This window comes from Nocardia sp. CA-135953, from assembly GCF_050955735.1.
Lineage (GTDB): Bacteria > Actinomycetota > Actinomycetes > Mycobacteriales > Mycobacteriaceae > Nocardia.
In genome coordinates this window covers 1,370,218-1,393,955 of sequence record NZ_CP192082.1, presented here as the reverse complement: position 1 = coordinate 1,393,955, position 23,738 = coordinate 1,370,218, and the positions used below count along the sequence as shown (strand labels likewise).

The window sequence follows — 23,738 nt, the reverse complement described above, 5'->3', positions numbered from 1 at the left end:
CGTGCTGTGACACGTTTACGGCACGTAGCGGCGTAGGCGGCGGGCGGCGAATTCCCGGAAGTACGAGAGCTTCTCCGGGGGCACGATCGCCGGGAGCAGGAAGTACCAGGCCCGTTCCATCCTGGTCGCCATCTGATCGATCGAATCGGTGCCGACCGCCGTGATATGCACGCCCGCGGTCATTTCCTGCAGTAACAGCCCGATCACCTCGGCGTCCAGATCGGCCTCGAGGTCGCCCTGAGCGATGGCCCGCTCGGATAGCACACGGTAGGTATCGCCCCAGTTCTTGGCGATATTGTCGCCCTGGGCGCCGCGGTAGTCGCCGATCTGATGGGTCAGCTTGAGCATCGCGCCGACCATCGGATCGTTCATGGACAGGTCCGCGACGACATAGGTGATCCCGATACATGCCTCGAGCGCGGGCACCCTCGCATCGAAGAAACCCTGGCACGAACTGACCAGACGCTCATTGCCCTGGTCGACCACGGCGCGCGCTAGCTCTTCCTTCGATCCGAAGTGAAAGTACAAGGCGCCCTTGGTCACGTTCGACTGCGCGATGATCTCGCTCAGGCTCGCATTCGCATATCCCAAGCGCAGAAAGACATCGGCAGCGCCCGCCAGGACGGAATCGCGGGTGATCTCCGCGCGCGCTTGCCTAGCCATCAGATCCGCCTGTCATCCTTAAACCAGCCATCCCGAAGTAGACCGACATCCCGAAGTAGACCGACTTACCGCTCGAACAGCACCCTGAGGATGGGTGAACCGTACCACCAGGTGAGCGCGCGCCAGCGAATTCGAGCATTCGGGCGGGCATACAGCGCAATTTGCTGGCTACCAATGCGGTCAATCTCCCTTACCGGCACGCCATTCCGAGCTCAGCTGCGGTCGGGCTTCCAAATGACTGAGGCCGTTCCAGCACAGGTTCACCAGATGTGCCGCGACGACCTCTTTCGACGGTTTGCGCTCGTCCAGCCACCAGGTCGCGGCGGTCGAGACCATGCCCACCAGTGCCTGCGCATACAAACCGGTCAGACTGGTATCGAAACCGCGGCGCTCGAAATCGCCGGCGAGGATATGCGCGACCTGATTGGTGGCCTCGTTGAGCAGGCTCGAGTAGCGGCCCTCCGCGGTAGCAGCGGGCTGGTCGCGCACCAGGATTCGGAATCCATCGGTGCGTTCCTCGATATAGGTCAGCAGTGCCAGCGCGACCTGTTCGAGCCGAATTCTGGACCGATTCTGGGTGAGCGAGGAGGTGATCATGTCCAGCAGCATCGACATCTCGCGGTCCACGACCACGGCGTAGAGCCCCTCCTTGCCGCCGAAGTGTTCGTACACCACGGGTTTGGAGACCTGCGCCCGCTGTGCGATCTCCTCGATCGAGGTCGCGTCGTAGCCGCGCTCGGCGAATATTGCGCGACCGATCTCGATCAACTGCTGCCGCCGCTGAGTACCCGTCATCCGCGGCCGGGACACTCGTTGCGGTTCACCCGAAGACAACGCCCCGCCTCCCTGCGCATGACCCGAACTTTTGCCGACAACTGTTCCAGACAGCCCCGCCCGCGTGCGCGTCGCCCCGCCGAAGTCGACAATCGAGGTGCCGATTTCGGCGTTCGCCCAGATAACGCGACCGGTGTGAACTCGTCGCGGCAACGGGTACCCACGAATTCCGCGAAGCAGTTCGACTAACCGGAGGTCTTCATGCGAGGATTCATGCCGTGCCGCTGGCGCAGCGGCGGGTTTCGCAGATCCGCCGGTGTGACAATCCGCCGTAGTGTAATGGCAGCACCTCTGATTTTGGTTCAGATAGTTCAGGTTCGAGTCCTGGCGGCGGAGCACACCGGCACGATGGCTTATCGTTGGCCGCGCACATCGCTGAACAAGCACGACGACAGCGCTGACCAAGCACGACGACAGCCCCAAGCACGATGACAGGCAGCCGAGGGAGATCCATGCCACAGCAGACCGCCGTCGTCGTTCTCGCAGCCGGTGCCGGAACGCGAATGCGGTCGAAGACTCCTAAAGTGCTGCATTCGCTGGCCGGTCGAAGCATGCTCGCGCACGCGCTGCATGCGGCCAACGAGATCGACCCCGCGTTCCTCATCACCGTGGTAGGACACGATCGGGAACAAGTCGGCGCCGCGGTCGCCGCCGTCGCCGCCGACCTCGGCCGCGACATCACCACCGCCATTCAGGAAGAACAGCTCGGAACCGGCCACGCGGTGCAGTGCGCGCTCGCGGCGGTTCCCGAGGATTTCACCGGTGACCTGCTGGTCACCTCCGCCGACGTGCCGCTGCTGGACGGGCACACCCTGTCCGCGCTGCTCGACGAACACCGCAGCTACGCCGAACGTTCGGCGGTCACGGTGCTGACCTTCGAACCCGACGACCCGAACGGCTACGGCCGCATCGTCCGCAATGCCGACGGCCAGGTCACCGAAATCGTCGAACATGCCGACGCTACCCCGGCGCAATCGGCGATCACCGAGGTCAACTCCGGTGTCTACGCCTTCGACGCGACCGTGCTGCGCACCATGATCGGACGTCTTTCCACCGCCAATGCCCAGCATGAGCTGTACCTGACCGATGTGCTGCGGCTGGCTCGCGAGGCCGGACATCCGGTGCACGGCGCACGGCTGCTCGACTCGGCCAAGGTCACCGGCGTCAACGACCGGGTGCAGATGTCGCAGGCCGCACGCACCCTCAACCGATACATCCTCGAACGGCATATGCGCTCGGGAGTCACGATCATCGATCCCGCGACCACCTGGGTGGACGCGAACGTGAAAATCGCCAGGGACGCCGAAATCCGACCGGGTGTGCAGTTACTCGGCGGCACCGTCATCGGTGAGGACGCTGTGATCGGACCGGATTGCACGCTCACCGATGTCATCGTCGGCAACGGCGCGCACGTCGTTCGCACCCACGGTGATCAGGCCGTGATCGGTCCCGGTGCGAATATCGGGCCGTTCAGCTATCTTCGCCCGGGCACCGTTGTCGGCGATTCCGGAAAGCTCGGCGCATTCGTCGAAACCAAGAACGCATCGATCGGCGCGCACTCCAAAGTGCCGCACCTCACTTATGTCGGCGACGCCACCATCGGTGAGCACAGCAACATCGGCGCCTCCAGCGTTTTCGTCAATTACGACGGTGTGAAAAAGCACCACACCGTGGTGGGCTCGCATGTGCGGACCGGCAGCGACACCATGTTCGTCGCACCGGTGACGGTGGGTGACGGCGCTTATACGGCGGCGGGTACTGTGCTGCGTAGAAGCGTTCCGCCGGGGGCACTCGCGGTTTCAGGTGGGCCACAGAAAAACATTGAGGGCTGGGTGCAGCGCAACCGTCCGGGTACGGACGCGGCACGGGCGGCGGCAGAAGCCATCGCGACCAAAGAGATGTCGGGCCAGGCAATCGAGCAAAAGGATGGCAAACAGCAGTGACCGCGTCATGGATCGACAACCAGAAGAACCTGATGCTCTTCTCGGGACGCGCTCATCCTGAGCTGGCCGAGCAGGTGGCCAAGGAACTCGACGTCCACGTCACCCCGCAGACCGCGCGCGACTTCGCCAACGGCGAGATCTTCGTCCGGTTCGAGGAGTCCGTGCGCGGCTCGGATGCCTTTGTGCTGCAGAGCTTTCCGGCTCCGCTGAACCAGTGGCTGATGGAACAGCTCATCATGATCGACGCGCTCAAGCGCGGTTCGGCCAAGCGGATCACCGCGGTGCTGCCGTTCTACCCGTACGCCCGTCAGGACAAGAAGCACCGCGGCCGCGAGCCCATCTCCGCCCGCTTGGTCGCCGACCTGCTCAAGACCGCGGGCGCGGACCGCATCATCACCGTCGACCTGCACACCGATCAGATCCAGGGCTTCTTCGACGGCCCGGTCGATCACATGCACGCCCAGCTGCAGCTGGCCGAGTACGTGCGCAACAACTACAGCCTCGAGCACATCACCGTGGTCTCCCCCGATTCCGGTCGCGTGCGCGTCGCGGAGAAGTGGGCCGACTCGCTGGGCGGCTCGCCGCTGGCGTTCATCCACAAGACCCGCGACCCGCTGGTGCCGAACCAGATCAAGGCCAACCGCGTGGTCGGTGAGGTCGAGGGCCGCACCTGCATCCTGATCGACGACATGATCGACACCGGTGGCACCATCGCCGGCGCGGTCAAGGTGCTCGAGGCGGCGGGCGCCGGTGATGTGGTCATCGCCGCGACGCACGGCGTGCTGAGCGATCCGGCCGCCGAGCGCCTGGCCACCTGTGGCGCCAAGGAGGTCGTTGTCACCAATACGCTGCCGATCGACGAGGAGAAGAAGTTCCCGCAGCTGACCGTGCTGTCGATCGCGCCGCTGCTGGCTCGCACGATTCGCGAGGTCTTCGAGAACGGTTCGGTCACCGGACTTTTCAACGGCAACGCATAGTTTTCACACTTCGTCGCGGCTCGGACCCAGGTCCGCGCCGCGACGTTTCTGTTTGTAGGCCCGCTTCGGCGCGGTACCCATAGCGGGTAAGGATGCCGAATAGGGCGCGCCATGTCGGATGGCGAATCGCTCGGCAAATGGGCGGCCATCGCCAACGGCGCGGTGCCGGCGATCGCGGTCGTCCTGGCCGTCGCCGTCATGGGGTTCCTCGGGGCCCTCAGCTGACGGATTCGCACGCGTCCGATCCCGTTTGTCCCCGAAGTCGAGGGGGATACTGGGGGTATGGACCGTGACCCGCTCGATCAGGACATGGGGGACGACGACCAGGAAGACGAGATCCGCGCATACCGGCGAAATGTCGAGGATCCGCCTGATGACCTGCGCATTCGCTATCACGAAAGCGAGGATGACGGCCGACTCGGCATCGGCGATGAACTCCAACAGGAGTGGACCCGTCATCGTAAGGCAGCCGAGCTCGCCGAGGAGGACGAGCGCCCCGCCGAGGTCGCCGCGATGGAGATCGTCGACGATACCGACCTATAGCCCGCTCCCCGCCGACAGGAGAGTTCGATGAGCACGCCGCAGCAGGGACCCGAGCGGAGCGATTCGTCGCCCGAGAAGCCGGTCGGCGAATCCGAGCCGCGCGAATCCGCGCAACCCGTCGAACCCGCCGCGCAGACACCGGCCCAGCGGGCGGACGCCGAAACCGCGCCTGATCTCGTCGCACAACCGCAGCCGTCGAGTGACCCCGCGCAACCGGAACCGTGGAATGACAATGCCGCGGCACGGTACGACCAGGACCAGCCCGGCACCGTCTATCCGCCGATCAACGACGCCACACCGGAGACCCCGAACGGTGGCAATCCCCCCTATGCCCCGCGGCCGCACAGCACGCCGGGACCGCGATCGGGTTCGCAGACCCTGTCGATCATCGGGTTCGTCTGTGCCGGCATCTCATTGCTGTTCTGCCCCTACCTATTCGGCCCGGTCGGCATCATTCTCGGCATCATCGGCCACAAAAAGGGCGAATCCCTCGGCAAATGGGCCGCCTTCGTATCCGCCATTTCCCTGGTCATCGGGCTCATCCTGATCTATGCCGTCTTCAGCGGCAGCATGATCCCGGACTCCGACTGACCGTGCGCTGGACTGGGTAGGACTAGCGTTGTCGGCATGAGTCGATTCGGTGGGTTCCCACTCGCGGGGCTGGACTTCTACGAGGATTTGGAAGCCGATAACTCGAAGGCCTTCTGGACCGCGCACAAGGACGTCTACGAGGATTCGGTCAAGGCGCCGATGGTCGCGCTCACCGCGGAGTTGGAGGCGGACTTCGGGACCGCCAAGATTTTTCGACCGTACCGCGACGTGCGCTTCTCCAAGGACAAGGTGCCCTACAAGACGGCGCAGGGCGCGGTGGTCGGCGTCGCGCCGGGTACGGGCTGGTATGTGCAGATCAGCGCTGCCGGACTCTTCGTCGGTGGCGGATTCTATGCGGGCTCGCCCGCGCAGATCGCCCAGTTGCGCACAACCATCGATGACGAGGTCCGCGGCCCGGAACTGGAGGCCATCCTGGCGAAGCTCACCAAGGCCGGATTCACCATCGGCGGCGAGCAGCTCAAGACCAAGCCGAAGGGGTACGACGCCGACCATCCGCGCATCGATCTGCTGCGACACAAATCGCTGACCTGCAGTAAGGAATACGGCGCACCGGCATGGTTGGACAAACCCCGCGCCGCGAAGGAAGTCCGCACCGCCTGGGAGACGATGCGGCCCTTCATCGACTGGCTGGGCGCGGTGGTCGGTGGAGCGCCCGCTCGGGCCTAACGGCGAGCGGCGAGGACGAGGGCGAAGCGATCGTCCGGATCGGTCCAGACCTGTTCGGTCTCGAATCCCGCCGCGGCCAGTTCGGCGTCCAATCCGTCGATACGGAATTTGGCCGAGATTTCGGTGCGCATCTGCTCGCCGCGCGCGAACTGGACAGTGAGGTCCAGTTCGCGGACCTGCACGGTCATATCTTCGGTGGCCTCCAGTCGCATTTCGATCCACTGGTCTTCGGTATCCCAGACGGCGACGTGGGCGAACTTGTCCGGCTCGAAGTCGGCGTCGAGGCGACTGTTCAAGACATGCAAGACATTTCGGTTGAATTCTGCGGTGACACCGGCCGCGTCGTCATAGGCGGGGACCAGTACGGCGGGGTCGATCACCAGGCCCGCGCCGAGCAGCAGCTGCTCGCCCGGCTCCAGCACCTCGTGGATGCTGGACAGGAATTCGGCCCGTTCGGCGGGGACCAGGTTGCCGATGGTGCCGCCGAGGAAGGCGATCATGCGGCGACCGCCGCGCGGCAGATTGTGCAGGGTGTCGGTGAAATCGCTGACCACACCGTGCACTGCGAGGCCCGGAAACTCGGCAGCGATCTCCGCGGCGGCCGCCCGCAGCGCCGAGGACGAGACATCCTGCGGAACATAGGTTTTCAGCGGTCCCTCGGCGGTCGAAGCGGAAAGCAGCAGCCGCGTCTTGGCGGCCGAACCCGAGCCGAGTTCGACCAGGACCTCGGCCTGCGCGGTGCGGGCGATCTCGCCGACTACCCGCTCCAGTAGTGCGCGTTCGGTGCGAGTCGGGTAGTACTCGGGCAGTTCGGTGATCTTCTCGAACAGTTCACTGCCTCGGGCGTCGTAGAACCACTTGGGTGGCAACCACTTCGGATCCGCGGTGAGGCCGAGCATGGCATCCGCGCGCAACGCCGAGGTGAGGTCGTCATCGGATAGGTAGATCTCCAGCGTGGGTGCGGTCATAGGAGCGAACCTTTCGTGCTTGGAACGTCTGATAGCGGTGCGACGGACAGCGCGCCTGGGCGGGCGCTGACCAGCTGGCGATCCGGAATCGGCTGCCAGCGCGGGTCGTCGTCGAAGGGCTCCGAGGACAGGATGGCGAAATCATCGGTCACCAGAGCGCACAGCGAGTGGTAGACGGTGGTCGCCCACAGCTGCCTGCCATCACCGAGCAGGAAATTCAGTCGGGCGCCAGGGGATTGAGCCAGTACGGCCGAGACCAGCAGACTCAATGCCGCAGGCGCCGCCGCCCACGAACCGTCGGGAGTGTCGGTCGAGAGCAGACTGCGCAGGATCACCCAGAGCGTCGCCGCATCGGTCGCGGATTCGGCCTCCAGCAACCGCACCGGCTCGAACAGCGGCCCCGCATCGAGTTCGGTTGCGGTGGAGCCGAATTCCGCGGCGACCGCGCTGAGGGCCCGCCGCCAATCCGGCACCATGCCGTTATGGCTGAATGCCCACCGGCCGTGCGTGAACGGTGCACAGGCATTCCGCTCGACCGGCATACCCACGGTCGCCGAGCGAACCGCCGCCAAGACCGACCACGACTCCAATTGCGGCAGGACCTCTTCCACCGCCGGATCGGTCCAGATGGGCGCTGAGTTGCGATACCGGCTGACGGTCACGCCATCGTCGTCACGCCACCAGGCCACCCCGAACCCATCCGCATTGATCGTCCCGCCCCCGCGCATATCCTTGGGCGCCCACGCCTGGGTCCGCAGGGAATGCGAACCGAGCGTCAACATGTCGCCCACGCGCACCGGCGGGCCGACATAACCGAGTTGACGACACATCAGCGCCGCCCTTCCGCCGTCGATACCCTCACTCGCCCTCGCCTTTTCGCAGGTCGCGGGCCAGGCGGAAGCCGGAGAAGATCTGGCGGCGGATGGGGTGGTCCCAGTTGCGGAAGGTGCCGCGGCAAGCGACCGGATCGGTGCCGAAGGAGCCGCCGCGCAGGACTCGGTAGTCGCCGCCGAAGAACACATCGGAGTATTCGGCGTAGGGGAAGGCGCGGAAGCCCGGATAAGCCTCGAAACCCGATGCGGTCCACTCCCATACGTCACCGATGAGCTGATGCACACCGGCCGGGGAGGCGCCGACCGGATACGCACCGACCTCGGCGGGTTCCAGATGCCGCTGGCCGAGATTCGCGGTGGCGGAATCGGGTTCGGCATCACCCCACGGGTAGCGGCGGGACGTGCCGGTCTCCGGATCGAAGCGCGCCGCCTTCTCCCATTCGGCCTCGGTGGGCAGACGCTTGCCTGCCCAGGCGGCATACGCCTCGGCCTCGAACCAGCAGACGTGCACCACCGGCTGCTGCGGACGCACCGGCGTCATCACGCCGAATCCCCGACGCCACCAGTGCCCGGCCGGATCGCACTCCCAGAACTGCGGCGCCACCAGGCCCGCCTGCTGCCGGTGCGCCCAACCGTGTTCGGACCACAGCTCGGGCCGCTCGTAGCCGCCATCGGCGATGAAGGCCTGGTACTGGGCATTGGTTATCGGTGCGACATCGATGGCGAAGGCGGGCACGTGCACCGGATGCGCCGGACGCTCATTGTCCAGCGCCCATGGGTCGGTCGAGGTGCCCATGACGAATTGGCCTGCGGGAATGACGACTTCGCCACCGACCGGAGCAGCCGCCGTCGGTGCGGCCGGCGCGGACAGCACCGCGGGACCGGTGCGCAATTGATGGGTAGCGAGCATGGTTTCGTCGTGCTGCTGCTCGTGCTGGGCGATCATGCCGAATGCGAAGCCACCGTCGACCAGCGGATCACCGTGTAGAGCGCTGGTTTCCAATACGTCCCACACCCTGTCGCGCACGGTGCCGACGTAGCCACGGGCCTGGGCGGGGTCGAGCAGCGGCAATTCGGGGCGGTTGGCGCGAGCGTGTTTGAAGGCGTCGTACAGCTCGTCGATATCAGCGCGCACCGCGTCGCGGCGGCCGACATCGCGCACCAGCCAGAGCTCTTCCTGGTTGCCGATATGGGCGAGGTCCCAGACGAGCGGGCTCATCAGTCGCGAATGCTGGGCGACCAGCTCTGCTTCATCGAGGGTGGTGAGGCCGATGGTGCGATCCCTTGCGCGGGTGAGCACTTCGGCGATCCGGTCACGCAATTGTTCGGTGCCGGAATTGTCCGTTGCGGGGTGCTGAATGGTCACCATGGGTATCTCCCGAACTCGTTGTGGTCGGCGATTCGAGGTGCGGCGCGTCACGGATGGTCCTCGGGCTGATCCGCACTACGCGAAACGAGTTCATCGGTCGGGGTGCGACCGCTGCGACATCGTTCGGCGGCGGATTCGATCTCACGGGCCGCCACCGGACTCGCCGCATGTGCCGCCGCCAGGGTCAGCAAATCGACCGCGACGGCACGGATCTCCGGATCAACCAACCCGCAGCGCGCCGCGTCGAGCCATCGGCCCGCGAGTGGCGCGGCGAGCGCCGTCGCCTCGGCGACAACCGACGGAGCCGAAAGCAGGGCGTCGAAGATATGGATCGGGACGGTCCAGTCGTTATCGGGCTGAGCGTCCAGATACCGGACCTCGAGGTGTCCGGAGGCCCGTACCGGCGGGAACAGCGTGGTCAGGTGATAGTCGAGATCCCCGACATCGGGACGCCGGCCGATCTCGTCGTCCAGCGCACCGGACAACCAGTCCGCAAAGGTCGCTTCCGGCGGCGCTGACCAACCGATGTCGCCGCCGTTGCCGGATACGCCATCGGGGCGGCGAACGCAGAGCAGCGGGACATCCAGGGCCCAGCGCGCATAGCCGACGATCGGATCCGGCCAGGACTCCACCGCGGGACGGGTGCGCGCGTGGTCCAGACGCAACCAGGTCCGCATGCGCTGGGATGCCCAGGCACCCACCGGTGCCCCGTGTAATTCGGGCGAGCAGGCGAAGGCGGCGAGTAACGCGGGACCGATCGTGTACAGCGCATTCCACCGCGCGGTGACCTCGGCGCGGTCCGCACCGGCATCGACGCTGACCTGCGTCGCGGCGGTATTGCACATCATCAATTTGCCGAAGGGGCCGATACCGCTGAAGGACTCTTCCATGGCGCGATAGCGCGGTAACCGCAGGACCCGTTTCGGGCGGCGGTCCGCATCGGCGGCGGCGGAGACGGTGCGGATGGATCGGGATTCGAGCAGATCCCGCAGCATCCGAGCATCGGCGTGCAAACCCTCGCACAGCTGCGCGGCAGCGGCGAACGGGGCACTGGAGAGTTCGATCTGACCGCCGGGTTCGATGGTTACCCGGCTGCCCCCTGGCAGCGGAAGTGCCGGTGAATCGGGGGCGATGGACCGCGGTGCATAGGGTCCGAGCGCATCTGCGAATGCAGCCAGTTGCGGGCGGGGGGCGGCCGACGGGCCGGACGGCGAACACTCACCCTGCACGGTGAGCCATTCCAGTTCGGCGCCGATGAGCGTCGGTGGCCCCAGCTTGAAGCAGATTTTCGCGATATAGGCCTCCGCCGCGGCCCGCGAGGACAGTTCGCCGTGCGCGAGCGCTATCACCCGCTCCGGATGTTCGAGCGTGACCGCCATACCAACCTCCACCATGTGAAACCGGGTAACCACAGCTGTGCTGCGTAGGCGCTGCCGGTCGTTGTTCAGGTAGTTCTGTATCGCCGTGGCTGCCGGTCGTATTCCGATGCACCGACCCAAACCAGGGTAGCGAGGGGCACCGACAAAAAATGTGACAAGAATCTGAATTCGTGGCCATGCACAGCGGAGGACTCGCGCGCGGTGGCCCGGACCTGCGTCGACTCGTACGACGGCCCAATGCCCCGATTCGGCGATACTGTCGAGGCCATGCTCGACGAGAATCGCGTACGCGCCGACATACCGGCCTACGGCGCCGGATCCGATCTGGTCTTCCTCGACAGCGCGGGCTCTTCGTTACCACCCCGAGTCGTCGTCGATACCGTTGTGGCACATCTGCGACGCGAGGCCGAAATCGGTGGCTACCGCGCGGCGAACGAGCGACTCGACGATCTCGCCGCGGTGAAAACCGATATCGGCCGACTCGTCAACGCCGATCCGACCGGCATCGCGCTCAGCGACAGCGCGACCCGCGCGTGGGCCGACTTCTTCTACTCGGTCCCACTCGCGCCCGGCGATCGCATCCTCATCTCCGGCGCCGACTATGCGAGCAATGCCATCGCGGCGTTGCAGCGGGCCAAGGCGACGGGCGCGGTGGTCGAACGGATTCCCAGCGACAGCAGCGGCCAGATCGACCTCGACGCACTGGCCGGTGTGGTCGACGAACGGGTCAAGCTGGTGTCGGTATTGCACGCCCCGACCAATGGCGGTCTGGTCAACCCGGCCGCCGACGCCACCCGGATCGCGCATTCGGTCGGCGCGTTGGTACTGCTCGATGCCTGCCAGTCGGCCGGGCAGCTGCCGATCGATGTGGCCGAACTCGATGTCGACGCCCTCTCGGTGACCGGCCGCAAATGGCTGCGCGGGCCGCGCGGCACCGGATTCCTTTATGTGCGACCGGAATTGGCCGCGTCGATGGAGCCGCAGCGGCTGGATCTGCACAGCGCGCAGTGGACTGCTCCGCAGGAGTACGCCTTGGTGCCCGATGCGAGTCGCTTCGAATTCTGGGAATGCGATGTCGCGGCGCGACTCGGACTCGGTGCGGCTGTGCGGTATCTGCTCGAGCTCGGGCCGGAGGACGTCTACGACGCGATCGCGGTCCGCGCGGAACATCTGCGCAAATCGCTGCCGGAGATCGACGGAGTCACGGTGCGCGACATCGGGATTCGGCACAGCGGCATCGTTTCGTTCACCGTCGAAGGGAAATCCGCCGTCGAGGTTCGCGATCGCCTTGCGGCACAGAATATTACGGTGACGGCGAGCCATGCCAGCTCTACGCTGCTGGATATGACCGCCCGTGGCCTGGATTCGGTGGTGCGTGCCTCGCCGCACTGCTTCGTGAGTTTCGAGGAGCTGGACCGGTTCGTCGGCGCGGTCGCGACACTCTGATGTCACCTCGCGAACTGGTCGTCCTCGGCACCGCGAGTCAGGTACCGACCAAGCAGCGCAACCACAATGGGTATCTGCTGCGCTGGGGCGAGGAGGGCATTCTCTTCGATCCGGGCGAGGGCACCCAGCGACAGATGACGTACGCGGGCGTATCGGTCACCGATATCACCCGGATCGCGGTGACGCATTTCCACGGTGACCACTGCCTCGGACTACCCGGCATCATCCAGCGGATCAATCTGGACAAGGTCGCCCATCCGGTCGATGTGTACTACCCCGCCTCGGGTGAGCCGTTCTTCGATCGCCTGAGCAATGCCAGCTCGTTCTATCGCACCGTCGAGCTCCGCGCGCATCCGATCGCCGATCCGGGTGCACTGGACGCGCCTGGTGCACCGTTCGCCCTCGAGGCGGTCGCGCTATCGCATCCGGTCGACACATTCGGCTACCGGCTCACCGAACCGAGCGGTGTGCGCATCCTGCCGGAGCGGCTCGCCGTATTCGGCCTGCACGGCCCGGCGGTCGGACAGCTACAGCGCACGGGCAGTATCGAATTCGACGGGCGCACAATCACGTTGGCCGATGTCAGCGAGCCGAGGCCGGGCCAGAGCTTCGCATTCGTGATGGACACCCGCCTGTGCCAGGGCGTGCTGTCCCTCGCCTCGGGCGTGGACATGCTGGTGATCGAGGCAACCTTCCTGGATGTCGATGTGCGACTCGCCGAGGAGTACGGCCACCTGACCGCGGGCCAAGCCGCCCGAGTCGCCGCCGAAGCCGGTGTGCGCACCCTGGTCCTGACCCACTTCTCCCAGCGCTACCGCGACCTCGACGCCCACCTCGCCGAGGCGGCCCTGCACTTCACGGGCGAGACAGTCATCGCCACCGATCTAGCGAGAATCCCTCTCCCGCCGCGACATTGAACCCCAGTCCACCGGCTGTGGTTGCATTCTCGAGCGTCTTTGTCGAGCGTAGTCGAATGGTCGTTCGGGGTGGGGTCTTCAGCAGCCATTCGACTGCGCGCGATGAGGGTGGGCGCGTCAGGTCAGGTGCAGCTGGATTGTGCGGGCTACCAGGGTGCGGAGGTCGGCGGTGGGGGCCACCAGGCGGAGGCTGCGGTTGGCCTGGAGGGCGGCGATGCCGTGGAGGTTGGTCCACAGGTTGATCGCGGGGTTGTCGGAATTCGGGGCGGCGGCCTCGACCAGCGCGGCAAAGCGTTCGAACAACGGCAGGGTGATCGCGCGCAGATTCTCGCCGGAACCCTCGAGCAGGTCGTGTCGGAACATCAGGGTGAACATCTCGGGGCGCTCCCCCGCGAATTCGACGTATTCGGCGGCCATGACCTGCAGCTGCTCGCGCGGCGTGGTCGTCCCCGCCGTCGCCTTGGCGAACCGCTCGATGAGATCGGCGAAACCGCGCGCGGCGATGGCGGCCAGCAGTGCGCGGTGCGTCGGAAAATGCCTGCGCGGCGCACCGTGGGAGACCCCGGCCGCGCGGGTGATCGCACGCAGACCCAGCTGGGCCGCGCCGACCTCCTCTAGCATGTCGACCCCGGCGCCGACGAGTCGTTCCCGCAACGGCTCGCTCGCACCCATGGAGACATTGTCTACCGCGCTCATCGATTTCCTCCTGGTCGACTGCGTCACAGAGGACGAAATACCCTTTCGACAATCGTAGACACTGTCTACACTCGTGCGGTAGACAGTGTCTACGACAACTCTCTCGGAGGCTCATGTGTGGTACCGGTTGTTCAAGTACGTTCTGGTCGGCCCCCCGCTGCGGCTGCTCGGCCGCCCCGAGGTGGAAGGGCTGCGGCACGTACCCCGCACCGGACCGGTAATCATCGCGGCCAACCATGTCGCGATGCTCGACTCGATGTATCTCGCGCTGGCGCTGCCGCGCCGGGTCACCTTCCTGGCCAAGCAGGAGTACTTCACCGGGACCGGATTGAAGGGCCGGTTCCAACGCTGGTTCTTCACCGTCGCGGGTCAGGTCCCGGTGAACCGCACCGGCGGCACCGCCGCCGCGGACGCACTGACCGCCGCGACGAAAATCCTCGAATCCGGCGACGTCTGGGCCATCCATCCGGAAGGCACCCGCTCCCCGGACGGCTGCATCTACCGCGGCCGCACCGGCGCACTGCGCGTCGCCATGGCCACCGGCGCTCCGGTCATCCCGGCCGTGCTGTCGGGCACCGACAAGGTGAATCCGCGCGGCCACCGACTGCCGCGCTTCGGCAAGGTGCACATCAGCTTCGGCACGCCGCGCCATTACCCGCAGCCCACCCCGAACCACCCGGCACCTGACACCGGTCAGGTCCGCGCCGCGACCGACGAACTGATGCGGGAATTGGCCGCTCGATCCGGCCGGGACTACGTCGATCGCTACGCGGCGACTTTCTCGAATCGCCCATAACGCCACCGCGACACGGGCGTGTCCTCGGAATGGTTAACGCGGGGACGAATTGGCGGGATAGTTGGGGAGCAGGCCGGTTCACCCATGTCCGGCCACCGCATCGGGGTGACAAGGGAGTTGGACTTTGAGCAGGTTCACCGACGAGATGTACGCAACGGCACAAACCTCGAGTCGCGGATTGGTGACCGGGGAGCCCAACGCGCCGTTTCGGCAGACCTGGGGTGAGATCCATCGAATCGCACGACGGATGGCGGGCGGACTCGCCGAAGCCGGCATCGGACACGGTGACGCGGTAGGCGTGCTGGCCGGGATGCCGGTCGATATCGCACCGGTCTGTCAGGGCATCTGGATGCGCGGCGCGTCGATCACCATGTTGCACCAGCCGACGCCGCGCACGGATCTGGTGGTCTGGGCCCGCGATACCGAGACCGTGCTATCGATGATCGACGCGCGCGCGGTGGTGCTCGGCGCGCCCTTCGAGGCCGCCGAACCACTGCTGCGCGAGCGCGGTATCACCGTGGTACGGATCGATCAGCTGCGCGAGTACCCGGAGACCGATCCGGTACCGACAGTCGAGACCGATATCGCGTTGCAGCAGTTGACATCCGGTTCGACCGGATCGCCGAAGGCGGTGCGGATCACGCACGGTAACTTCTATACCAACGCCTACGCCATGTTCGATCGGGTGAAGTTCCAGCTCGACGAGGATGTGATGATCAGCTGGCTGCCCCTGTTCCACGATATGGGGATGGTCGGATTCCTCAGTGTCCCCATGCAATTCGGTGCCGAAGTGGTCTGCGTGACCCCGATCGACTTCCTGATGCGTCCGCTGCTGTGGGCCGAGCTGATCGACAAGTATCGCGGCACCGTCACGGCAGCACCGAATTTCGCGTACTCACTGCTGGCGCGCCGGCTCAAGCAGGCCGAGGACGGTGCCTACGATCTCAGCAGCGTCCGATACATGTGGAACGGCGCCGAACCCGTCGATCCGGACACCATGGAGAACCTTGCCGCGGCAGGCAAACGCTTCCGGCTCAACCCGATGGCGCTCACTCCGGTCTACGGCATGGCCGAAACCACACTGGCCGTATCGGTGCCGGATCCCGGACACGGACAGGTCCTCGACATCATCGATGCCGATCTGCTCGAGGCGCTGGGCAAGGCCGTGCCTGCCCACGATCACCACGGCAATGTCCGCCGCATGCCCACACTCGGCTATCTGGTCGACAATCTCGAGGGTCGGGTCGTCGATGCGGAGCGGCAGCCGCTGCCGACGCGTTCCGTCGGCGTGATCGAACTCCGCGGTCCCGCGGTCACTTCCGGCTATGTCACGGTCAACGGGTTCCGCCCGGCACAGGATGCGGACGGCTGGCTCGACACCGGCGATATCGGCTACTTCACCGATGAGGGTCTGATCGTGGTGTGTGGCCGGATCAAGGACGTCATCATCATGGGCGGTCGCAATATCTACCCGACCGACATCGAGCGTGCCGCCATGCGCGTGGCGGGGGTGCGTCCCGGCAATGCCGTCGCGGTCCGCCTGGACGCTGGTGAGAAACGCGAAAGCTTCGCCGTCGTGGTGGAAAGCAATGACCACCAGAATGCCGATGAGGTCAAGCGCATCGAACGCGAAATCGTGCACGCGGTGTTCTCCGAAGTCGGTGCCCGCCCGCGCACCGTCGCAGTGCTCGGCCCCGGCGCCCTCCCGAAAACCTCCTCGGGCAAGCTGCGCCGCTCCGCCACCGCGATCCATCTGCGCTGAGCCGCAGTCGAATTCGTCCTAGTGCAGTTGGTTCTGGGCCGGTTCGAGCCCGACCCGCAGTAGCAGTTCGACCGCGTCGGCGGCCTGCTCGACGATCACCGGCACTTCCTTGCGCTCCACCGACGAAAACGGTTTGAGCACGTAGTCCGCCGGGTCCTGGCGACCCGGCGGGCGGCCGATGCCGATGCGGGTGCGCAGATAGTCCTTGGTGGTCAGAGCACTGGAGACCGACCGCAATCCGTTGTGCCCGCCCTCACCGCCGCCGCGCTTGAGCCGGACCTGACCGAACGGCAGATCCAATTCGTCGTGCACGACGATCACCTCGGTCGGCGGCACCGAGAAGAACTTCGCCAGCGCCGCGACCGAGCGCCCGGACAGATTCATGAACGAGCGCGGCTTGGCGATCAATACCTGACGCCCGTCCAGCCTGGCCTGCAATAGATCCGCACCGGACTTCTTGTGCACGGCAAAACGGCCGCCGACGCGCTGCGCGAGCACGTCGGCGACCAGAAAGCCGATATTGTGCCGGGTGCGCTCGTACTCCGAACCTGGGTTGCCAAGTCCGACCACGAGCGCGGGCCCGGTCGAGGATTCGGTCATTCGGATAACCGATCCGGGGAGTTCTTACTCGGCGCTCTCGGCCTCGGCTTCGCCCTCTTCCCCTGCGGGGGCCTCGGCGGCCGGGGCGGCGATGATGTTGACGATCAGGGCCTCCGGGTCACCGGCCAGCGAGACACCCTTCGGCAGGTCGATCGCGCCCGCGGTGATCTGGGTGCCGACCTCGGCGCCCTCGATCGAGACCTCGATTGCCTCCGGAATGTTCAGCGCGTCGGCCTCGATGGACAGCGTGGTGGATTCCTGGGTGACCAGGGTGCCCGCGCCCGCCTCACCGGTCAGCGTGACGTTCACATCGGCGGTGACCTTCTCGCCGCGCTTGACGATCAGCAGGTCGGCGTGCTCGATGTAACGGCGAATCGGGTGCACCACAACGGATTTGGTCAGCGCGAGCTGCTTCTTGCCGTCGATGACGAGGTTCAGCACCGCATTGGTGCCGTGCTCGCGCAGGATGGCGGCGAAGGCCTGGGCGTTGAGCGAGAGGTGCTGCGGGTCGGCGGCGTGGCCGTACAGCACGGCGGGAACGTTGCCCGCGCGACGGGTGCGGCGGGCGGCGCCCTTGCCGAACTCCGTGCGGACGGCGGCTTCGAGAAGGTTGGCGTCGGACATGACTGGATCTACTCCCTACGGCTCTTCCGGGCTGTCAACAGTGCGCCAGGGACTGCTTCCCCCTGGCAAATGGTTGGTCTACTCGTCGGGCGAAGACCGAACGAGGACGGCCCAGAGCCGAGCCGCGTCGATCACGGTGAACGCATTACGTCTGCGGTCACCCTCGCCGAGACAACCCGAACACCATAGCGCAAGTGTTTATGTCCAGCTGAATCGGGTGGTCGGACTGGCCGGATTGTCGTCACCCCGGTCGCGTACGCTGGAGCGGTTGCCGATCGGCCGCGAAGAAAGGTTGTTGCAGTTGACCGCCTCCACTCAGGGTGTCGTCACGCCCGCCCCGCGTGGGTTGCCCGCCGAGGTCGCCAGGCGACGCACATTCGCGGTGATCTCCCATCCCGACGCGGGCAAGTCGACGCTCACCGAGGCGCTGGCGTTGCACGCCAGGATGATCTCCGAGGCGGGCGCGATCCACGGCAAGGCCGGACGCAAATCCACCGTGTCGGACTGGATGGAGATGGAGAAGGCGCGCGGCATCTCGGTGAGTTCGACCGCGCTGCAGTTCAACTACCGCGCCGCGGGCTCCGATATCGATAACGTCATCAACCTGGTCGACACCCCCGGCCACTCGGATTTCTCCGAGGACACCTACCGCGTGCTCACCGCCGTCGACGCCGCCGTCATGCTCATCGACGCCGCCAAGGGTCTGGAGCCGCAGACACTGAAGTTGTTCCAGGTGTGTCGCCATCGCGGCATCCCGGTCGTCACCGTGATCAACAAGTGGGACCGCCCGGGCCGCGCGCCGCTGGAACTGCTCGACGAGATCAGCGAGCGGATCGGCCTCACCCCGACGCCGCTGTTCTTGCCGGTCGGCATCGCCGGTGACTTCCGCGGTCTGCTACGTCGCGGTCCCGAGGGTGCGGCCGTCGAATACATCCACTTCACGCGGACCGCGGGTGGCGCGACCATCGCGCCGGAGGAATCGATAGCTCCGGAATCGGCCGCGACCCGCGAGGGTGAGGCGTGGACGACCGCTGCCGAGGAGAGCGAACTGCTCTCGGCCACCGGGCAGGACCACGATCAGGAAATGTTCCTGGCCGGGCAGACCTCCCCCGTCATCTACGCCTCCGCGATGCTGAATTTCGGTGTGCGGCAACTGTTGGAGACGCTGGTCGCGCTGGCGCCCCCGCCCGGTTCGCGCGCCGATATCGGCGGCACGCCGCGCAACACCACCGATCCGTTCAGCGCGGTCGTATTCAAGGTGCAGGCCGGAATGGATGCGGCACACCGGGATCGGCTCGCCTTCATGCGGATCGTCTCCGGCGAATTCGAGCGCGGGATGGTCGTCACGCACGCGCAGACCGGTCGGCCGTTCGCGACCAAATACGCGCTCACCGTTTTCGGACGGGAGCGCTCGACCGTCGACACCGCCTACCCGGGTGACGTGGTCGGCCTCGTGAATGCCACCGCGCTGGCACCGGGGCACACGCTGTTCGTGGACAAGAAGGTCGAGTTCCCGCCGATCCCGTCTTTCGCGCCGGAGCATTTCGCGGTGCTGCGGGCGCAGAGTGCGGGTAAGTACAAGCAGTTCCGCAAGGCCATCGACCAGCTCGATTCCGAAGGTGTGGTGCAGGTGCTGCGCAATGACGCGCGCGGCGATGCCGCACCCGTGCTCGCGGCGGTCGGTCCGATGCAGTTCGAGGTGGTCACGGCGCGGATGCTCGCGGAGTTCAATGTCGAAACACATATGGAGCACCTGCCCTACACGCTGGCCCGGCGCACCGATGCCGAGTCGATGGCCGAACTCGATCGACAGCGCGGGGTCGAGGTGTTCACCCGCTCCGACGGGGCGCTGCTGGCGCTGTTCAGCGATAAGTGGCGGTTGCAGTACATCGAGAAGGAGCATCCGAAACTCACGCTCGAGCCGCTGGTCGCGGCGGCGGATTAGGGATTGCCGTTCATCCGGCCTCGGGCTCGGCAGCCTCCGGTGCGGTCTCGCGGCGCAGCGGGGTGGCGCCGGGCTCGCGCTCGACCGACGCGATGCCGTCCTCGCGCGTGATCAGCCCCCATCGACTCGATGTCAGGCGCAGGCTCGGCAGATCGCTGAGCGAGAGGACCACCTCATAGGTGCGCTCGTATCCGGTATGCGCGATGCGCCAGCGACCGTCATTGCAGCGGACGTAGCGATCGGTGTAGAAAGCCGCTCCGCGCAACAGCATGTTGTGCGCCGGTATCAGCACGGTATCGGCGAGATACCAAGTGCCGGTAGCGTTATCGCCGTCGACATCGATCTCCGGATGGTCGCATCGGTGCTCGGTGATGACGTGCGGACCGAGCGTGTTGCGCATGAACGCCAGGAACGCATCCCGCGACTCGAACTGCAGGTATTCGCTGTAGGTCGCGGTCGCCTCCGGGATCATGGTGTCCGCGAATTCGTCCCACGACTTGGTGTCGAGGGTGCGCAGATACCTGAACTTCAGGCGACTGATCGCTGACACAGCTTCCTGGTCCATAACTCAACAATCCCATTCGAAGTCGCCGCGCTACGGAGATTGGGAGATTTGTATCAGATTGCTATCACTTCGAGCCGAAACCGGCGGTCTACCGGCGGGTCAGTTCCCGATGGTGAAGCAGGTGTTGCAGAAATCGCTGCCGAACTCGGTCAGCCGCAGACTCTTGCGCACGATCTTGGGGGCGCGCCCGGCCTTCTTCAGCGCCGCCTCGACCACCGGCTGCACCTCGAGCACCATGTAGCGGCTGAGCACCACCGGGTCATCGGAAACCTGGGTCAGGCCGAGACGGTTGAGATTGATCAGATAGGTACGGGCGCGGTCCGGATAACGGACACCGGCCTGTTCCGGAACCGAGGTGAGATCACCGGTCACCAACTCCGAGCCGATGCCGAGCGGACGGTTGGTGCGCACATCGACCGACGGCTGCGGACCGTTCAATGCCATGAATCGCAGAATGCGCGCCTCGTCCGGAGCCAGCTCGTCGAGGATCCGGTCATAGGCCGGGTGCACGTCCTCGGTGAAGTAGACATCGGCCGAGCGGGCGAGCAGCGCATCGCCGCGGCGACGCAACTCTTCGCTACTGGCCGAGTGCGGCGGCGCGCCGATGCCGATCGCCGCGGGCTGCGGCGTGCCATTGGAAGTCGGTACGTAGCTGACGATTTCGCGCACCGACCCCTCGGTGACGCCGAGCGCGCTGCGCGCGATGGAGCGCAACGCATTTCCGGTGCGCTCGGCGATATCCGCAGACGACTCACCGTCGAGGGCGGCCTGGGTAATCTCCTTGGTCACCTCATAGGTCGTCTCGACGGCCCACTGACTGCCGCGAACCACGGTGCCCGCCGCGAGCCCGGCCGCTCGGAACACACCGCGAATCAGCCGCGCCTCATTGCTGATCTGCCGCTGTTCGACATCCGAGCTGCGCTCCACCGAGCGGGAACCGGCCCGGGCTACGTCCTGTCCGGTCCTGTCGTCTGTCACGTTCTCTCCGATGTATTGCCAAGTGAACGAATACGCCCACAGATTATTGCCCGCCAGCCTTCCAGGTATGACTTACCGGGAGCCGAGTGGGCCAGCAAACACGCCGACCCCTGCTGCCGGACGCGTGATTGTCGCCATTGTCTCCGCCGCCGGTTGACACTACGACATTCTGGACACACAGTGTGACTGATGTCTCAGACAATCTGCTGTGGCCCGGGACACTCGCGATGGACCGGCGTCTGGCCTCACAGTAGGGTCCGTCTGCCGACTGGGTGCTAGTTTGGGTTGCCGGTGAGGCGGCGGTCACCGGTATATCGGCAGGAGGGTGTCGTGTTGGAGAGTGTTTTCGGGGTGCACCCGACGGTCCTCCTGGAGTTAGTGACTATCCCCCTCTTCACTGGCATCATCGGATACATCACCAACTGGACCGGCATCCTGATGTTGTTCAAGCCGGTTGCCTTCCACGGTATTCGTTTACCCGGATTGCGCGCACTGTTTCCCTTCCTGCCCAAGCGAATTCAGGTGCTGCCGCTGCTGAGCTACGACGGCCGAATGGGCTGGCAGGGCATTGTGCCCTCGCGCGCGGACAAAATGGCGAGCATCGCGGTCGACAAGGGGCTGGCGAAACTCGGTAGCGTCGCCGACTTCTATCGCGAGCTGGAGCCGGACAAACTCGCCGAACATCTCGCCACTATCGCCGACGCGCAGATCAAGGACATAGTCGAAGAAATCCTGCGCCGCGAACATCCACAACTCTGGTACAACCTGCCGACCGGTGTGCGCGAGATGATTCACGCGCGGGTCCGCCAGCAGCTCCCCGATATTCTGCGCGAGCTGACCGAGGAATTGGGCGCCAATATCGATCAGCTGCTCGACGTCAAGCAGATGGTCATCCGTTATTTCCAGGCGCGTCCGCATCTGCTCAACACCCTTTTCCAGGTGCTCGGCGCCAAGGAACTGCGGTTCATGCAGAACTTCGGTTTCTACTTCGGCGCGCCGATGGGTGTGGTGCTGGTCGCCGTTTTGCATGTGACCGGCTGGTCGTCGCTGGTGGTGCTGCCGATCGGCGGTGTCATCATCGGCTGGGTGGTCAACTGGATCGGCCTGAATATGATCTTCGCGCCCGCGTACCCGAAGTGGTGGTGCCCGTGGCGGCAGGGGCTGCTGATCAAGCGGCAGCTCGAAATCACCGACGGCTATGCGGAATTGGTCTCCAGTCAGGTGATGACCGTCGCCAACATCGGTGACGAGTTGCTGAACGGCCCGCGCTCGGACCGGACCATGCAGATGCTCGAGGACACGCTGCGCCCGGCCGCGGACCGGGCGCTCGGACCGGCGCGGCCCGCGGTGAAGTTCGTGCTCGGCAGCCGGGAGTACGACTCGCTGCAGTCGACGCTGACCACCGAGGCGATGTCCATCGCGCCGATCGCCTTCGCGGATCCGGACTTCAACGTCCAGCAGGGCAGACAAATCAACGACTACATCGCCAAACAGATGTCGGCGCTGTCGCCCCCCGACTTCGTGGATATGCTGCGATCGGCCATCAAACAGGATGAATGGCTCCTTTTTCTGCATGGCGGCGTGTTGGGGCTCTTCGCCGGATACGCTCACATCCTGATCTTCGGAACGGGAGTGGCGACAACATGGCTATGACGGAAGCAGGCGGCGACGATCTGCGGGCCGCCGGGCAGGGCTCCGAGCAGTCCGAAGTTGCCGAAACCGCAAGAACTTCCGAGTCGTCGACATCCGGGCAATCGACGGAGATCGCGCGCCTGCCCGTTGGCGCGGTCGAGCCGAAGCGGCAGGTCAGCTCGGTGCGCAAGACCGTCCGCGCGACCACCGGGGTCGCCAGGGTCGCGGTGAGCGCAGCCGCCGAGGTGACCGCGTGGGGTATCGACACCGCCCTCGGCGTAGGGGCCACCGTGGTGCGCGGCAGTATCGCGGGAACTCCCCCGCGCGAGGTGCTCGCCGAGGCGGAGGCCGAGGTTCGCGACGCGGTGCGGCGCGCGTTGCGTCTGCCCGCTACACCCGAACAGCCCACGACCGATGCCGTTCCCACTTTGCGTGAGCAGGGGGCCGCGCTGCTGCGGCTGTCGGCGAGCACGCAGGGCGAACACCACGAAACCCACCCGGCCTTCGCGCGCATGCTCGAGGAGCTGACCCCCGATGAGGCGCGCATCCTGCGCTTCCTGCACCTCGACGGCCCACAGCCCTCGATCGATATCCGCGCCGGACGACCGCGCGGCATCGGCGTCGAGCGAATCATCTCCGGACTCAACCTGATCGGTGAGCATGCGGGTCTGCGCTTCCCCAACCGCATCCAGCAGTATCTGCCGAACCTGCGCCGCCTCGGACTGATCGAATTCGTCAAGGAACCGGTGGGCAATCCGAACCGCTACCAACTCCTCGAAGCCCAATCACCCGTTCGAGAAGTGCTGAAGCGCTCCGGTTTCGGTACGAAGGTCTATTACCGCAGCATCGCCCTCACGGGCTTCGGCGCGGACTTCGTGCAGACCTGCCTGCCGATCGTCGTCCAAGACGGGCGCGTATCCGGCACAAGTTAGTCCGCCGCCGACCGTAGTCGAATGGTGGTCGCAGGTGAGGTGCAAAGTCACCATAAAA

23 protein-coding genes and 1 tRNA gene are annotated in these 23,738 nt (G+C 65.7%); 13 read left to right on the top strand and 11 right to left on the bottom strand.

The annotated features are described in order from the left end of the window. Window positions 1-15: 15 nt before the first annotated feature. Together ACQPXH_RS06360 and ACQPXH_RS06355 are read right to left on the bottom strand one after the other, a co-directional pair. Window positions 16-663: a TetR family transcriptional regulator gene (locus ACQPXH_RS06360; protein WP_433601380.1), complete on the bottom strand. Its 648-nt coding sequence runs from the start codon at window positions 661-663 to the stop codon at window positions 16-18. Window positions 664-843: 180 nt separating this feature from the next. Next, window positions 844-1,458 (bottom strand): TetR/AcrR family transcriptional regulator, encoded by a 615-nt coding sequence (locus ACQPXH_RS06355; protein ID WP_433601379.1) that lies wholly within the window; start codon window positions 1,456-1,458, stop codon window positions 844-846. A 304-nt stretch (window positions 1,459-1,762) separates the two neighbouring features. Here ACQPXH_RS06355 and ACQPXH_RS06350 point away from each other — a divergent pair. From ACQPXH_RS06350 to ACQPXH_RS06325, 6 genes are all read left to right on the top strand, one after another. After that, window positions 1,763-1,833 (top strand) — tRNA-Gln (locus ACQPXH_RS06350). A gap of 116 nt (window positions 1,834-1,949) precedes the next feature. Next, window positions 1,950-3,440 (top strand): bifunctional UDP-N-acetylglucosamine diphosphorylase/glucosamine-1-phosphate N-acetyltransferase GlmU, encoded by a 1,491-nt coding sequence (glmU, locus tag ACQPXH_RS06345; protein ID WP_433601378.1) that lies wholly within the window; start codon window positions 1,950-1,952, stop codon window positions 3,438-3,440. Then, window positions 3,437-4,417: a ribose-phosphate diphosphokinase gene (locus ACQPXH_RS06340; RefSeq protein ID WP_433601377.1), complete on the top strand. Its 981-nt coding sequence runs from the start codon at window positions 3,437-3,439 to the stop codon at window positions 4,415-4,417. Before glmU ends, ACQPXH_RS06340 begins: the two co-directional genes overlap by 4 nt. A gap of 282 nt (window positions 4,418-4,699) precedes the next feature. Beyond that, complete coding sequence (locus ACQPXH_RS06335; RefSeq protein ID WP_433601376.1) at window positions 4,700-4,960, top strand: hypothetical protein; 261 nt, start codon at window positions 4,700-4,702, stop codon at window positions 4,958-4,960. 27 nt (window positions 4,961-4,987) lie between these two features. Next, complete coding sequence (locus ACQPXH_RS06330; RefSeq protein ID WP_433601375.1) at window positions 4,988-5,551, top strand: hypothetical protein; 564 nt, start codon at window positions 4,988-4,990, stop codon at window positions 5,549-5,551. Window positions 5,552-5,587: 36 nt separating this feature from the next. Beyond that, complete coding sequence (locus tag ACQPXH_RS06325) at window positions 5,588-6,238, top strand: DUF2461 domain-containing protein (RefSeq protein WP_433601374.1); 651 nt, start codon at window positions 5,588-5,590, stop codon at window positions 6,236-6,238. On the opposite strand, the gene egtD is transcribed toward ACQPXH_RS06325, so the two are convergent. Genes egtD through egtA form a run of 4 tightly spaced genes read right to left on the bottom strand, consistent with a single transcriptional unit; the run spans window position 6,235 to window position 10,787 of the window. Continuing rightward, window positions 6,235-7,206, bottom strand: coding sequence for an L-histidine N(alpha)-methyltransferase (egtD, locus tag ACQPXH_RS06320; protein ID WP_433601373.1), 972 nt, complete (start codon window positions 7,204-7,206; stop codon window positions 6,235-6,237). The two genes, ACQPXH_RS06325 and egtD, sit on opposite strands and share 4 nt — an antisense overlap. Further along, window positions 7,203-8,036, bottom strand: coding sequence for an ergothioneine biosynthesis protein EgtC (gene egtC, locus ACQPXH_RS06315; RefSeq protein ID WP_433601372.1), 834 nt, complete (start codon window positions 8,034-8,036; stop codon window positions 7,203-7,205). Before egtC ends, egtD begins: the two co-directional genes overlap by 4 nt. Window positions 8,037-8,064: 28 nt before the next feature. Next, the gene (gene egtB, locus ACQPXH_RS06310; RefSeq protein WP_433601371.1) at window positions 8,065-9,408 is read right to left on the bottom strand and encodes an ergothioneine biosynthesis protein EgtB; all 1,344 of its coding nucleotides are present in this window, start codon (window positions 9,406-9,408) and stop codon (window positions 8,065-8,067) included. 47 nt (window positions 9,409-9,455) lie between these two features. Continuing rightward, on the bottom strand, window positions 9,456-10,787 hold the full coding sequence (gene egtA / locus ACQPXH_RS06305; protein ID WP_433601370.1) for an ergothioneine biosynthesis glutamate--cysteine ligase EgtA: 1,332 nt from the start codon (window positions 10,785-10,787) through the stop codon (window positions 9,456-9,458). A 267-nt stretch (window positions 10,788-11,054) separates the two neighbouring features. On the opposite strand from egtA, the gene ACQPXH_RS06300 reads away from it, so the two are divergent. Together ACQPXH_RS06300 and ACQPXH_RS06295 are read left to right on the top strand one after the other, a co-directional pair. Continuing rightward, window positions 11,055-12,233, top strand: coding sequence for an aminotransferase class V-fold PLP-dependent enzyme (locus tag ACQPXH_RS06300; protein WP_433603328.1), 1,179 nt, complete (start codon window positions 11,055-11,057; stop codon window positions 12,231-12,233). Next, a complete protein-coding gene (locus tag ACQPXH_RS06295) occupies window positions 12,233-13,150 on the top strand; it encodes a ribonuclease Z (RefSeq protein ID WP_433601369.1) in 918 nt (305 codons plus the stop codon). Before ACQPXH_RS06300 ends, ACQPXH_RS06295 begins: the two co-directional genes overlap by 1 nt. 117 nt (window positions 13,151-13,267) lie before the next feature. Here ACQPXH_RS06295 and ACQPXH_RS06290 read toward each other — a convergent pair whose 3' ends face one another. Further along, a complete protein-coding gene (locus tag ACQPXH_RS06290; protein ID WP_433601368.1) occupies window positions 13,268-13,846 on the bottom strand; it encodes a TetR/AcrR family transcriptional regulator in 579 nt (192 codons plus the stop codon). 115 nt (window positions 13,847-13,961) lie between these two features. Here ACQPXH_RS06290 and ACQPXH_RS06285 point away from each other — a divergent pair, with 115 nt between their 5' ends. Together ACQPXH_RS06285 and ACQPXH_RS06280 are read left to right on the top strand one after the other, a co-directional pair. Then, entirely contained in the window at window positions 13,962-14,642 is a 681-nt protein-coding gene (locus ACQPXH_RS06285) for a lysophospholipid acyltransferase family protein (RefSeq protein WP_433603327.1), read from the top strand. A 124-nt stretch (window positions 14,643-14,766) separates the two neighbouring features. Continuing rightward, complete coding sequence (locus ACQPXH_RS06280) at window positions 14,767-16,404, top strand: fatty acyl-AMP ligase (protein WP_433601367.1); 1,638 nt, start codon at window positions 14,767-14,769, stop codon at window positions 16,402-16,404. An 18-nt stretch (window positions 16,405-16,422) separates the two neighbouring features. Here ACQPXH_RS06280 and pth read toward each other — a convergent pair whose 3' ends face one another. Together pth and ACQPXH_RS06270 are read right to left on the bottom strand one after the other, a co-directional pair. Then, a complete protein-coding gene (pth, locus tag ACQPXH_RS06275; protein ID WP_387293381.1) occupies window positions 16,423-17,004 on the bottom strand; it encodes an aminoacyl-tRNA hydrolase in 582 nt (193 codons plus the stop codon). Window positions 17,005-17,028: 24 nt separating this feature from the next. After that, window positions 17,029-17,628: a 50S ribosomal protein L25/general stress protein Ctc gene (locus ACQPXH_RS06270; RefSeq protein ID WP_433601366.1), complete on the bottom strand. Its 600-nt coding sequence runs from the start codon at window positions 17,626-17,628 to the stop codon at window positions 17,029-17,031. 301 nt (window positions 17,629-17,929) lie between these two features. Here ACQPXH_RS06270 and ACQPXH_RS06265 point away from each other — a divergent pair, with 301 nt between their 5' ends. Next, the gene (locus ACQPXH_RS06265; RefSeq protein WP_433601365.1) at window positions 17,930-19,573 is read left to right on the top strand and encodes a peptide chain release factor 3; all 1,644 of its coding nucleotides are present in this window, start codon (window positions 17,930-17,932) and stop codon (window positions 19,571-19,573) included. Between the two features lie 10 nt (window positions 19,574-19,583). Here the strand turns inward: ACQPXH_RS06265 and ACQPXH_RS06260 are convergent, their stop codons facing one another. Further along, on the bottom strand, window positions 19,584-20,138 hold the full coding sequence (locus tag ACQPXH_RS06260; RefSeq protein ID WP_433601364.1) for a nuclear transport factor 2 family protein: 555 nt from the start codon (window positions 20,136-20,138) through the stop codon (window positions 19,584-19,586). 99 nt (window positions 20,139-20,237) lie between these two features. Continuing rightward, window positions 20,238-21,116 carry an Abi-alpha family protein gene (locus ACQPXH_RS06255; protein WP_433601363.1) on the bottom strand — a complete coding sequence of 293 codons (879 nt, stop codon included), beginning with the start codon at window positions 21,114-21,116 and terminating at the stop codon, window positions 20,238-20,240. A 330-nt stretch (window positions 21,117-21,446) separates the two neighbouring features. On the opposite strand from ACQPXH_RS06255, the gene ACQPXH_RS06250 reads away from it, so the two are divergent. After that, window positions 21,447-22,769 carry a hypothetical protein gene (locus ACQPXH_RS06250; RefSeq protein ID WP_433601362.1) on the top strand — a complete coding sequence of 441 codons (1,323 nt, stop codon included), beginning with the start codon at window positions 21,447-21,449 and terminating at the stop codon, window positions 22,767-22,769. Continuing rightward, the gene (locus tag ACQPXH_RS06245) at window positions 22,760-23,680 is read left to right on the top strand and encodes an Abi-alpha family protein (protein ID WP_433601361.1); all 921 of its coding nucleotides are present in this window, start codon (window positions 22,760-22,762) and stop codon (window positions 23,678-23,680) included. Before ACQPXH_RS06250 ends, ACQPXH_RS06245 begins: the two co-directional genes overlap by 10 nt. The last annotated feature ends 58 nt before the right edge of the window (window positions 23,681-23,738 follow it).